Origin of the sequence: Anaerotignum propionicum (assembly GCF_024461735.1) — a bacterium.
Lineage (GTDB): Bacteria > Bacillota > Clostridia > Lachnospirales > Anaerotignaceae > Chakrabartyella.
This window is the reverse complement of sequence record NZ_JANGAD010000004.1, coordinates 31975-44055: the sequence shown is the minus strand read 5'-3', so window position 1 is coordinate 44055 and position 12081 is coordinate 31975. Positions and strand designations below refer to the sequence as shown.

General features: G+C 38.3%; 14 protein-coding genes. All 14 read right to left on the bottom strand.

All coding sequences use genetic code 11. The features are described 5' to 3' along the window. Positions 1–126: 126 nt before the first annotated feature. The 14 genes from NE558_RS06765 to fliN all read right to left on the bottom strand — a co-directional run bounded on the left by NE558_RS06765 (position 127) and on the right by fliN (position 12074). Positions 127–1050, bottom strand: a complete 924-nt coding sequence (locus tag NE558_RS06765) for a chemotaxis protein (protein WP_256149207.1) — start codon at positions 1048–1050, stop codon at positions 127–129. 222 nt (positions 1051–1272) lie between these two features. Then, complete coding sequence (locus tag NE558_RS06760) at positions 1273–1758, bottom strand: chemotaxis protein CheD (protein ID WP_256149206.1); 486 nt, start codon at positions 1756–1758, stop codon at positions 1273–1275. After that, positions 1751–2377: a chemotaxis protein CheC gene (locus tag NE558_RS06755; protein ID WP_256149205.1), complete on the bottom strand. Its 627-nt coding sequence runs from the start codon at positions 2375–2377 to the stop codon at positions 1751–1753. The genes NE558_RS06760 and NE558_RS06755 overlap by 8 nt, the downstream gene beginning before the upstream one ends. 30 nt (positions 2378–2407) lie before the next feature. Continuing rightward, on the bottom strand, positions 2408–3178 hold the full coding sequence (locus NE558_RS06750) for a flagellar hook-basal body protein (protein WP_256149204.1): 771 nt from the start codon (positions 3176–3178) through the stop codon (positions 2408–2410). A gap of 93 nt (positions 3179–3271) precedes the next feature. Beyond that, complete coding sequence (locus NE558_RS06745) at positions 3272–4018, bottom strand: flagellar hook-basal body protein (RefSeq protein ID WP_256149203.1); 747 nt, start codon at positions 4016–4018, stop codon at positions 3272–3274. A gap of 79 nt (positions 4019–4097) precedes the next feature. Further along, complete coding sequence (locus NE558_RS06740) at positions 4098–4859, bottom strand: sigma-70 family RNA polymerase sigma factor (protein WP_305145014.1); 762 nt, start codon at positions 4857–4859, stop codon at positions 4098–4100. Positions 4860–4876: 17 nt separating this feature from the next. After that, complete coding sequence (gene flhA, locus NE558_RS06735) at positions 4877–6934, bottom strand: flagellar biosynthesis protein FlhA (RefSeq protein ID WP_256149202.1); 2058 nt, start codon at positions 6932–6934, stop codon at positions 4877–4879. 18 nt (positions 6935–6952) lie between these two features. Further along, positions 6953–8017 (bottom strand): flagellar biosynthesis protein FlhB, encoded by a 1065-nt coding sequence (flhB, locus tag NE558_RS06730; RefSeq protein ID WP_256149201.1) that lies wholly within the window; start codon positions 8015–8017, stop codon positions 6953–6955. Between the two features lie 75 nt (positions 8018–8092). Further along, complete coding sequence (locus NE558_RS06725; protein WP_256149200.1) at positions 8093–8857, bottom strand: flagellar biosynthetic protein FliR; 765 nt, start codon at positions 8855–8857, stop codon at positions 8093–8095. A gap of 77 nt (positions 8858–8934) precedes the next feature. Beyond that, positions 8935–9192: a flagellar biosynthesis protein FliQ gene (gene fliQ, locus NE558_RS06720; RefSeq protein WP_256149199.1), complete on the bottom strand. Its 258-nt coding sequence runs from the start codon at positions 9190–9192 to the stop codon at positions 8935–8937. A gap of 15 nt (positions 9193–9207) precedes the next feature. Beyond that, positions 9208–9864, bottom strand: a complete 657-nt coding sequence (gene fliP / locus NE558_RS06715; protein WP_256149198.1) for a flagellar type III secretion system pore protein FliP — start codon at positions 9862–9864, stop codon at positions 9208–9210. A 62-nt stretch (positions 9865–9926) separates the two neighbouring features. Next, positions 9927–10259 (bottom strand): flagellar biosynthetic protein FliO, encoded by a 333-nt coding sequence (locus tag NE558_RS06710; RefSeq protein WP_256149197.1) that lies wholly within the window; start codon positions 10257–10259, stop codon positions 9927–9929. A gap of 39 nt (positions 10260–10298) precedes the next feature. Then, positions 10299–10658, bottom strand: a complete 360-nt coding sequence (locus NE558_RS06705; RefSeq protein ID WP_305145013.1) for a response regulator — start codon at positions 10656–10658, stop codon at positions 10299–10301. 57 nt (positions 10659–10715) lie between these two features. Continuing rightward, a complete protein-coding gene (gene fliN / locus NE558_RS06700; RefSeq protein ID WP_256149196.1) occupies positions 10716–12074 on the bottom strand; it encodes a flagellar motor switch protein FliN in 1359 nt (452 codons plus the stop codon). Positions 12075–12081 lie beyond the last annotated feature (7 nt).

The following is a 12081-nucleotide window of genomic DNA, read 5'->3' as shown; positions in this document are numbered from 1 at the left end:
ATCCTAACTGCCTAAGAATAGGAATAACTTTAGATGTAAAAAAGCCCCATTGCCACCTACAGTTTTTTCAGTGTAGACTTAGCAATACGGGCTTTTAATTTTATAAAAAATATATTGAATTGATTTTTATCTTTTTTTCTTTTCAAGCAAATGATCGATAACTTCAACCAAACTTCCAATCTCAGGCTTACTAATCTGCTCATCTGCACCAATCTGCTTTCCTTTAATGTAAAGCTCTTCATTAATCAGTGAGGAGAAAATAATAACAGGAAGCTCCTTCAAAAGCTTATCACTCTTAATTAATTTTGTTAGTCTATGACCATCCATAGCTGGCATTTCAATATCGGTTATCACTATAGATACTTTTTCAGCAAGGGCAGCCTCATCATGAATGCTATGTAAATAGTCCCATGCCTCTTGTCCATTATCAAATTTTGTGATGTTTTTATATCCTGCTTTGTGCAAGCATTCTAGTATCATTTTAGATAGTAAAATGGAATCTTCTGCCAAAACAATAGGGGCATTGCTCACTTTTCTCTCCCCTAGCTTAGCAATATCCTCTGTCTGTATGCCAGTACGAGGGGCAATTTCAGATACTATTTTTTCAAAGTCCAAAATAACAACCAAATCTCCATTTATTTCAGTAATGCCTGTTGCTACACCCTCTTCACCGCCACTTACAGTTTTATCGGGCTTTTGAATGTCTGTCCAAGAAATTCTGACAATGCCCTCCACGCTATTTACACGGAAAGCGATGTGCATTCTATTGAAATTTGTCACAATAAATAAATCTCGTTCACCATTGGTTGCATCATTTCCATACAAATATTTTCCTAAATTTACTACAGTAATAACGGAACCTCTTGGCTTAAAAACACCCTCCACAACAGGATGAGCCAGGGGCATTGCCGTAACAGCCTCAGCTACCATAATCTCTCTTACTTTGGCAACATTGATACCATAGAGCTTATCGTTGATCTTAAACTCCATAATTTCTATTTCATTCGTTCCTGTTTCAAGTAAAATTTCGCTCTTATTTTTTACGGCCATATGTATTCCTCCATTAAATTGTAGTAATCCTTTGTTGCGTAAACCTGTTACAAATAAATTGAAAACTACATATTCGTGATGATATGCAAATACCTTTGCTAACATAATACCACAAATTTTTACAAAAAAACGGCAATTAGAAAAATTCATTAAAAAATTATGCATACCATTGCATTATTTATCTTTCGGCTCTGTTATCTAAAGTTCAGAATCCAAATTTCATTAAAAAATAACTTCTTTTCTACCGAACGATCTAATATTCCCTTGGCCGTTGCTGCAATCAAAAACCAAAGTTCTGGCAAAATTCCCGCCTACTTCCTCACTGATAATAGGTATGCCTTCCTCTCGTAACGTACTACGAACACTCTCTATATTCCGCTGACCGATATTGCCTAAGGAACCACCCCCTGGAATATCGAACATTTTGGCACCCCCGGCGATTTTCGCCGTAAGTCTTCTTTTCACAGCGCCAAAAACTTCCATTTTCTTGATTGTGGCACGAATCCCCGTGTCAGCAAACTTATATACATTTGCATCTGCACTATTTTCTAATCTCTGCGGAAGCATAATATGTACCATGGCTCCAACCTTTGCAATGGGGTCATATAAACAAACCCCAACACATGAGCCAAGGGCATATGTGATCAAGCGTCCTTCCATCCTGGTAAATTTCATATCTGCAATTCCCACTGCAATCTCTTTATCCATTAAAAACACCCAGCTTATTTAATAAAAAATTTAACGATTTGATGTCCGGCAGCATAATCAAATTGCTGGTCATCTCTCCGCCATTATAAATGAACTTACCATCAACAACCATAATCGTATCGGTCACATATCCGTATTCTATCATAGGAACAGACATGATTCCTCCCAACATATTAATTGCCATGGCAGGTACAGAAAGGTTGATTGATATACTGCTTAACTGGGATACTGCATTCGCATAGGATGAAATGATGATATTGCTGACCTCAGCAATTGCAGATGCTCTGATTTCGTCAATATCTTCAAAATGCTCAATTTTACCAAGGGAAAGTCTTTCAAAAACAATGTTTACAAAGTCAAAATCCAATAAATAAAGCATAATACCGCTGAATTCACCGGTCATATGCACCAAAACCGCTGAAACTATTTTTTCAGGCCCACCTAAAAAATCAATGACTTGATTATAACCCATAATTTTCACTTCAGGTAAAGACATTGAAATCTTAGCTGACAATGTGTTAGAAAGGGCTGTTGCGGCATTGCCGGTGCCGATACTGCCGATTTCACGAAGCATATCTATGGCAAATCCGTTCATTTCTTCATATTTACTTATCTTCATAGTCCCTCCAGCCATCTAGAATGTTATCCGTCATCTTAAATTATTAACCAAATTTTGAATTTCATCTGTTGTCTGAACCACTCTAAGAGAATATTGATAAGCTCTTTGTGCTTCAATAACCTTCACAAATTCCTTAGAAATATCTACATTTGAGCCCTCAAAGGCTCCACTTGTTACCTTCGCTTCCACCAAAAAAGGCTTTCCGTTTTTCTCAACCGGTTCAAAGTTTGTATCACCAATGCTTATCATACCCTCAGTTCTGGGGAAATCAAACACAGCGGGCTTTGCATCTTTAATGGAAACAGTTTCACCATCCAGAGGGTTGCCGTCCTTATCTGTTTCTTCCTCCGTCAAATTTCCATCATTCGTTTTAATTTTAATGGGATTTCCGTTCTCACCAATAACAAAATAGCCCTCTTTCGATGTTAAATAGAAGCCATCCTCCTTCTGGGACAAAACAAAACTTCCATTTGTAGTATAACAATACTTTTTTGTCTGAGGATTTTGCAGAGCAAAAAATCCTCGCCCTTCAATGGTAAAATCCAAATCTGAGGAAGATAAATTCATGCTGCCTTTTTCAAAGGAAATACTGGTTCTATCTGCCTTTGCACCACTGCCTACCTTAACTTTAGATTCTAAACCATCTTTTCCCGCCATATTGTTGTACATCAAATCAGAAAAAGATTGATTTTTCGTTTTGTATCCAGCTGTATTTACATTTGCAATATTATTGGCAACTACATCCAGCTTTGTCTGTTGTGCAGCAGCTCCAACCTTCCCATTATAAAATGACATTTCCATATCCGATTCTCCTTTGCAAATAAAACCATTGGCAATTCACAATCTGCCAATAGAAGACGTCAAAACAAGTTATAAAGCATTTATAATCCTTATTTATACTCTGCCAAGTTCCGTTGTGGCTTTGGCTGCCATAGCATCATACATCTTCAATATCTGCGCTGCACTTTGCAAAGTTCTTTGGTTTACCAACATATCTGTCATCTCCCTGAGGGGATCCACATTAGAATTTTCAACATACTTCCACATAACAGTTGCGTCTGTTTTTTGTACTGTTCCGCCGGAAAAAACACCCTCAGTAACCTTGCTCATGTCCTCATAGTTTTCAAAATCCACAACTTTCAGCTTGGAAATCAGATTGCCTGTAGCATCATAAATTCCTCCATCAGGCTCAACCTGAAAATCATCAGACTTAATCAGAATAGGGCCATTTGTCCCGCTTACCCGGCCTATACCCTGGAGCACCAAATATCCCTCTTGATCCAAGCTAAAAGAACCGTTTCGGGTATAAACTTTTTCCCCTTGTTTATCAATTTCAAAAAAACCTTTCCCATTAATTGCAAAATCCGATATTCCTCCGGTCTCCTCCCAGCCACCATCAGAGAAGTCTGTCACCGTTTCATAAGGTACGGTAATCATGGAGGAATTGCCCAAAGGATTCCCTTCTGCCCCTGTAATATTATTACCGGTTCTTGACATCACTGCATCCTGAAATGTTCCTGAAACCATTTTATCTGACTTATAACCGCTGGTGGAAACATTGGCTAAGTTATTACTCACGACATTTAAATTTTTATTTTGGGTGAGCATACTGGATGATAAATTGTAAAATCCTTTAAACATTTTCCCCCTCCTTCTGGAGCGTTTCTAATCCACTTTTTTATGACTCCATCTCATGCTTTTTATAAGAGATGATTCTAAACTATTCTTTCAAATACAACCTAAGCTTTCTTAATGCATTAGAATGTATCTGAGAAACCCTGGGCTCACTGACACCTAAAACTGCTGCAATCTCTTTCATATTCAAATCCTGCACATAATGCAGTGAGACAACAAGCTTTTCTCTTTCTCTTAAGCTTTCCAAACCCATTTTAATTTCCCGCTCCAGCTCCACGCTATCAAGGTAATGCTCGGGCATGGTTTCCGTATTGGTGTTCATAACCTGATTATGATATCCACCATTTTCCCCATCCTCCAATAACATCTCAAAGGATAGAACATTCATCAAATTGGTTTTACGTAAATCATCATAATATTTTTCAACAGTAACATTTAAATATTCTGCAACTTCCTCGTCGGAAGGAGCTCGTCCCAACTCTGTATACAAGGCACTTATTGCTTTATCAATATCTTTTGCCGCCTTACGCACACTTCTAGGTACCCAATCATTTTTTCTTGCAATGTCAATTACAATTCCACGCATGCGCTTAGCGATGAAACTTTCAAACTTCACATTCTTATCCATGTCAAATTTATCAATTGCATGCATTAATGCAAGAACACCTTCATTTATGATGTCATCAATTTGTGTAAAATCATGATAGACACCACGCATTTGAATCGCCACATTTTTTACAATATGTACATACCTTAAAACCAGCTCATTTTTAATTCCCAAATCACCGGTGGCCTTGTATTCAGCAAAAAGCTCTTCATTTGTCATTTCGTTGCGTTTTTTCTTCAATATGATTCGCTCCTATGTTATAACACAATATTTCCAATGGATTGAATTTGAACATTATTGGCTATTTCGTTAAAGGAAATAACACTGACATTGGGATAAAACTGCTCTATTAATCGATAGAAATAAACTCTTACTACATGGCTTGTCAATATTACGGGTTTGATTGAAATATCATTGAATTTTTTCACATTTTCAGATACCTGCAATAATACCTTCTGCAATACATCGGGACTAAGTGAAAGATATATGCCATGCTCGCTTTTTGCCATGCTTGAAACAATTAGCTTTTCAAGCTCTGCATCTAGGGTTATTACCTTCATTTGTCCACCTTCGCAGAACTTACGGGTAATGGTACGCTTTAGAGCAACCCTTATATTTTCCGTAATCATATCTAAATCCTTGGTGGTAGAAGAAGAATCTACAATGGTTTCAATAATCGTAACCAAATCCTTGATTGGCACACCCTCCTTTAGGAGGTTGGACAAAATTTTCTGGAAACTACTGTAGGAAATAATATTTGGAAAGGCTTCCTCCACAAGTTCCGGAATACTCGCCTTCACATTCTCAATCAACTGCAACACTTCTGCCCTGGAAAGCAGCTCATAGGAGTGCTTGGAAACTACCTCAGACATATGTGTCAACATAACAGAAAGGGGGTCAATGACTGTATAGCCATAAATTTCAGCCAATTCCTTATTCTCAGGCAATATCCACTTACTGGGTATTCCATAAGCTGGTTCAATGGTGTCAATACCGTCAATTTCTCCCGCCAAATCAGAGGGTTCAATGGCCAAATAATAGTCCACAAGGATTTCTCCCGAGGCTATTTCTTCGCCTTTTATTTTAATGGAATATTCATTGGGATTCAGGGACGCACTATCCCGCAACCGAATGGAAGGAATGACAAACCCCATATCCTGAGCATACTGCCGCCGGAAAATAACAATTCTGTTGATCAGCTTTCCCCCTCCGGCATCGTCCACCAAGGGAATCAAACTATACCCAAACTCCATTTCAATAGGTTCTACATTCAATAACGGATAAATATTGTTTACATCCTTGAAATAATCCTCTTCGCTGGCCATCTGCGGGGGAAAATCTGCTTCCTGAGCCACAGCATCCTGAGCAATGGCGAGCTTCATATTCTTTCTTGAGAAATACCCCAAAGACAGAAGCATTGATGAGGTTAATAGCAATGGAATAGTAGGCATTCCGGGAATCACGGAAATCAAGCCTACCAGTGAACCGCCCATGAGCATTGACTGTGGCTGGGCTAAAAACTGAGTGGCAACATCAGTATTCAAGCTTCCGTCTGATACCGCTCTTGTTACAATCATACCTGTAGCAGTTGAAATCAATAATGCGGGAATCTGTGAAACCAAACCATCACCAATGGTAGCAATGGAATAAACCTTCAATACCTCGGAAAAAGACATCCCCGATTGTACCAAACCAATGATAACACCAGCGCAAAAGTTGATTACCGTAATGATTATAGACATTATGGCATCGCCTTTTACAATCTTGGTGGCACCATCCATTGCACCATAGAAATCCGCTTCTTTTTGGATTTTATATCTTCTAACCTTTGCTTCAGTCTCAGTAATCAGTCCCGAGTTTAAATCGGCATCAATTGCCATCTGTTTACCGGGCATTGCGTCCAGTGTAAATCTTGCCGCAACCTCAGCAACACGTTCGGCACCCTTTGTAATTACAATAAATTGAACAAGCACGATAATAATGAAAATAATCGTACCTACTACTACATTTCCTTGTAAAACAAAGGTACCCATGGCCTCAATAACCTGCCCTGCTTCACCTTGTTTCGTAAGAATCAATCTGGTTGAAGATATATTCAAACCAAGGCGAAACAGCGTTGTAATTAAAAGCAGCGATGGAAAAATGGAGAACTCCAAAGACTCCTTTATATTCATTGTAATCAGCAGTATAATGAGGGATACTGAAATATTTATAATAAATAAAGTATCCAACATAAACGGCTTTAAGGGAATAAGCAACAGTAATACAATTAGGATTACAAACAAAGAAACTGAGTTTTGTAATAGCTTTTTCATATCTCACACCATTTCAAGTTAAAGTAGCTTTTTATTTTTCAATTGATATACATGTACCAAAATTTCCGCAACGGTGCCGTAAAAATCTGCGGGTATTTCTTGGTTTAAATCAGTCATTGCATATATAGCCCTTGCTAAGGGCTTATTCTCCAGAACATAAACATCGTTCTCTTCAGCCGTTTTTATAATTCGAAGCGCAACCTCATCTTGCCCCTTGGCAAGGAGTATGGGTGCGCTGTCTTTTTCTAAATCATATTTTAAAGCAACTGCAAAATGGGTAGGGTTTTTTATAACAACATCCGCCTGGGGAACAGCCTGCATCATTCTTGACATGGCCATTTTCCGCTGTACCTCTTTAATCTTGCCTTTAATTTGAGGGTCACCTTCCATTTGCTTATATTCTTGCTTCAATTCGTGCTTAGACATCTTAATTTGTCGTTCATACTCCCACCATTGGAAAAAATAATCCAATACGGAAATGGCGATAAAAGCCAGACAAATTTTGAATACAAGGGACATTGTCATATTCAGCAACAATGCGCAGGATGGATAAACATCTCCTTGTATGGTTCGTGTAACTGATAATATACTTTTGGAAATAAAGGAATATAGTAGTACAATTAAAATGGTTATTTTTATGATTCCTTTTATCACATCAAATAAGCTTTTTACAGAAAACAGCTTTTTTATCCCTTGGAGGGGATTCATTCGACTAAACTTCGGTTTTAGACTGTCTGCAACAAAAATAGGCTTCGTTTGCGCAACGGTTGCAAGGATTGATAATGCAACAGAAATACAAATAACAGGTGCCGCAATTTGAAAAAAAGCAAGCATGGTTTCCTTGGATACTTCCATTGCAAAATCGTTGGTAATCTCCGTTTTGGTTTGAGCATACTGAAAGGCTTTATAAATAAACGTGTTTATGGTTTGTATCATCTGAGGGAAAAATACTTTCAAAGCGAAGAAGGTTCCTATCAAGGATACAACAGCAATCACGTCCTTGCTGATTAAAACATTGCCCTTCTTCCGCTCGTCCTTCCTTCGCTTGGGCGTGGCCTTCTCGGTTTTAGAATCTCCAGCCAATGTTCTCCCCCCTTATACAAATCCTTATTTGTGGGATAAACCTCCCAAATCATTTCTATGGATTGGGCACCATTTTTAGCCCATTTGCATTAGAATTTGCCTTACGCTGTCCACCATAGTTATCACTAATGTATTCAAAAAATCCGCCATCGGCGAAAATATAAACAACATGGTCAACAATCCCACAAAAATTTTAAGCTGTATATCAACAACAAAAACATTGATTTGTGGAATGGCTCTCATCAAAATACCCATACCTACCGCACATAAAAATTCAATTGCAATAACGGGAAATGCCATTTTCAAAGCCAGCTCACTGCATAAAACAAAAGTATCCATTATGCCCTGGGCTAAATTCTGCCCTAAAACAATCTGTCCATAGGGCACCACTTGGGCAGAATTTAATAAAATATGTATAATTGCTAAATGGGCATCCATTGCAAAGAACAAAAACATAAATAAAATGTTGTAGTAGGTTGCGCTCAGTGCAATAGAGGTATTACTTTGGGCATCAAATATTTTTGACATGGATAATCCCAGCTGCATATCAATGATTTCACCTGCAAAAATAATGACAAATAAAAACAAACTGATTACAAAGCCAATGGCCGCACCTGCCGCAAATTCCTTAATCAAAAGCACGGCGTACTCAAACATGCCCGAAAGTTCCATCTGCTGTTGTGGCAAAGAAGTAAATACAATCATAGCCAAAGCAAGAATCAATCCGGATTTCACAATACCAGGAATATTTTTCCTCCCAAAAATAGGATTCAACAGAACAAATCCCGACATTCTCATTAATATAAACGAGAAGAAAACAAAGTTTTTATAATAATCCATCTGTTTCTCTTGCCTCCGAAATTACATTAGTGCAAAATGTATTTTCCTTTTCCCACTTCGGTGTAAATAACAACCCATTAAAGCATAAGCTTAAACACTTCATACACAAAGTCCTGCAAGGTTTCAAGCATCCATGGCCCGCAAATAATACAAACAAATACAATCAATAAAACCTTTGGAACAAAAGTGATTGTTTGTTCATGAATTTGGGTTGCCGCCTGTATGATTGATATAAAAACACCAACAATCATACTAAGTAAAAGGATGGGTCCACCAATTTTCATTGCAACCATAATGGCTGAACGCATAATATCTAAAGCTTCTCCGTTTGTCATATATTATCCTCCCGACTAATTAAAGCTTTTAATCAAAGTAGAGAATAACAACTCCCACCCATTTACCGTAATAAATAATAAAATTTTAAACGGCAGTGAAATCATAGCGGGAGGTAACATAATCATACCCATTGACATTAGTGTACTAGATACCACAATATCAATTAATAAAAAGGGAAGGAATAACAAGAAACCCATGATAAAAGCTCGTTTCAGCTCGCTTGTCATAAACGAGGGGATAACAACCGTTAACGGCAAGTCCTCATAATCATCCGTAATCTTTTCCCCTGAAAAATCCATGAACATATCTAAAGTTTCCTTTTCTGTCTGTTTCAGCATAAAGGTCTTCATGGGCACTGATGCCCGATCCAATGCCTCCTGCCCGTTGATTTGCTCATTTTTATAAGGTATGTATGCCTCTTCGTTAATTTGATTCAACACCGGGGACATAATGAAAAGCGTAAGAAACAAGGCAATACCCACCAAAACTGTATTTGGTGGAGTCTGCTGCATGCCCAGCGCATTTCGCAAAAAAGACATCACAATAATAATTCTTGTGAATGACGTTGTCATAATAACAATGGAAGGCAGCATTGTAAGAACAGTTATCATTAATATCATTTCTAATGATTGAATCTGTCCGCCGTTTATATTGATAAAAGCATCATTCATGATAAACTCCCTCGTACACTAAATACATTTCATCCCCTGTGTTTCCTATGTATTCATGAATTTTATTTCTTTTTCCCCGGTAAATACTGAGACAAGATTTCCTTGAAGTCGTATTCACCAATACTACGAAGCTCTTCCGTATTTTGAAAGGCCTCTTCATCTATATTATCTAATTCCTTAATGAGTCCGACCCCATTGGGGGATAAAGACAGCAAATAATAATTTTTCTGCACTTTTAAAACAACAACAGATTTATCCTGGGAAATGGATAACCTATCGACAATTTCCATGTGTCGTGAAGACCTGAATTTCATCGTCTTCGTACCCACATATTTTGTAAACCAATAGCTCAGAAATAAAATTAAGATAACTGATAAAAATGTCAAAAAAATCATAAAAAAATCTTCAAAAATCAGACTCTCCTCCTGTCCAGCTTACCCCAGTACAGTTGTGACTGTCTTCAAAATTCTATCAGGCTTAAAAGGCTTAACTATGAAATCTTTTGCACCGGATTTAATTGCCTCAATTACCATTGCTTCCTGACCCATAGCAGAGCACATAACCACATTTGCAGTAGGATCTATTTGTTTGATTGCTTTTAGTGCACCCAAACCATCCATGTTAGGCATGGTAATATCCATAATTACCAAATCAGGATGAATTTCTGTATACTTCGCAACCGCCTCAACACCGTCCGCCGCTTCGTAGATGTCACTATAACCATTTTTTGTCAGTGCATCCTTAATCATCATTCTCATGAAAGAAGCGTCATCCACCAATAAAATTTTAGCCATTATAACCATTCCTTTCTTTTCCTATCTTTTTTCGTATTTTCCATTGTCATTTCTAACTTATATTTTCTTTAAAACTTCTGTCACACGTACACCAAAATTATCATCAACGACAACCACATCGCCCTTTGCAATACATTGACCGTTTACATAAATATCAACCTGCTCACCGGCAAGCTTATCCAAAACAATCAATGATCCCTTATTGTATTCGAGAATCTCGCGCACATTTTTCTTGGTGCGACCAATTTCCACAGAAATCTCCAGAGGTACACCCATAATCAAATCTAAATTTTCCTTGCGCTCTTGATCCAGAGAGCTTTCCCCTCTGTTTAAATCAGCGTTTGGCTTTACATTAATGACCTTGGGTTGCGCCGGGGGAGTGTTTGCCGCAGGCGCATAGCTTTGCTGTGGTGCATAGCTTGGTTGTGGTGCAGGTCTTGCAGATGTATTTTCCATTGGCGGTGCAACCACATTATTCTGAACTGCCGCTGTTCTAACTGGTTCAGGCTGGGTAGCAGGCGCATCATTCTGAAAGCTTTGAGACAGAAGCTTTTCAATTTCCTCTTGACTCATCTTTCCTCCGGAAGACGTATTTTCCATAGGGGTTTCCACATGGGTTTGTGCCGCCTCTTTCTTAACCGGTTCAGGCTGAGTATTGCTCTGAGACAGTAGTCTCTCAATCTCCTCCTGGCTCATCATGCCACCGGAGGATGGCACTGCGGTTTCTGGTTCTTGGAAGTTTTGAAAATTCATTTCCTGAGTTTCCACCGCAGGTGTAGGTGGTTCAGACACAGCTTCTAAATTATCATCGGGCAAATCCCCAATTGGCACCCCGAAACATGACAGCAGCTTTCTTGCCAAATCCACCGTCATAATGTTTAAAAATTCGCTTTCCAAAGATTCTTCTACTTTTAGTGAAAACCTTACCACAACCATAGGTTGGTCATCCAGTAAGTACTTTTCAGCAAATTCTGCTACCGTATTAATTTCAAACGAGGTGGGTGTTGAAATATTAACAGGCTCTCCCAATAACTCCGCCAAAGCGGTGGAGGATGACCCCATCATTTGATTCATTACCTCGCGTATTGCACTCATATTGATGTCATTGAGCTCAAATTCTTCTTCAGGGATTTCCGTTCCCATGAGAATTTCAACAATCACCTTAACATCGTGTCGTTTCAGCAACATGATATTATTGCCGCTTAACCCTGTAACATAAGTGATTTCCACCGCAACTGCCGGCTCCATATATGTAAACTCAAAGCTTTCTTTGCTCGATATCATTACAGTCGGAACAGTAATATCAACTCTTCTGTCAAGCATAGTTGATACTGCTGTAGCAGATGCTCCAAGGCTGATGTTTAAGATTTCGCCAATGGCGTCCATCTCTAAAGAGTTAAAAATTTTATTGGCCATAACAATT

Coding starts and splice junctions, on each gene's coding strand:
- NE558_RS06745 (WP_256149203.1), bottom strand. CDS start 4,018: ATGTTTAAAGGATTTTACAATTTATCATCCAGTATGCTCACCCAAAAT.
- NE558_RS06760 (WP_256149206.1), bottom strand. CDS start 1,758: ATGGATAAAGAGATTGCAGTGGGAATTGCAGATATGAAATTTACCAGG.
- flhA (WP_256149202.1), bottom strand. CDS start 6,934: ATGAAAAAGCTATTACAAAACTCAGTTTCTTTGTTTGTAATCCTAATT.
- NE558_RS06705 (WP_305145013.1), bottom strand. CDS start 10,658: ATGGCTAAAATTTTATTGGTGGATGACGCTTCTTTCATGAGAATGATG.
- NE558_RS06750 (WP_256149204.1), bottom strand. CDS start 3,178: ATGGAAATGTCATTTTATAATGGGAAGGTTGGAGCTGCTGCACAACAG.
- NE558_RS06725 (WP_256149200.1), bottom strand. CDS start 8,857: ATGGATTATTATAAAAACTTTGTTTTCTTCTCGTTTATATTAATGAGA.
- NE558_RS06710 (WP_256149197.1), bottom strand. CDS start 10,259: ATGATTTTTTTGACATTTTTATCAGTTATCTTAATTTTATTTCTGAGC.
- fliP (WP_256149198.1), bottom strand. CDS start 9,864: ATGAATGATGCTTTTATCAATATAAACGGCGGACAGATTCAATCATTA.
- NE558_RS06765 (WP_256149207.1), bottom strand. CDS start 1,050: ATGGCCGTAAAAAATAAGAGCGAAATTTTACTTGAAACAGGAACGAAT.
- NE558_RS06755 (WP_256149205.1), bottom strand. CDS start 2,377: ATGAAGATAAGTAAATATGAAGAAATGAACGGATTTGCCATAGATATG.
- fliQ (WP_256149199.1), bottom strand. CDS start 9,192: ATGACAAACGGAGAAGCTTTAGATATTATGCGTTCAGCCATTATGGTT.
- fliN (WP_256149196.1), bottom strand. CDS start 12,074: ATGGCCAATAAAATTTTTAACTCTTTAGAGATGGACGCCATTGGCGAA.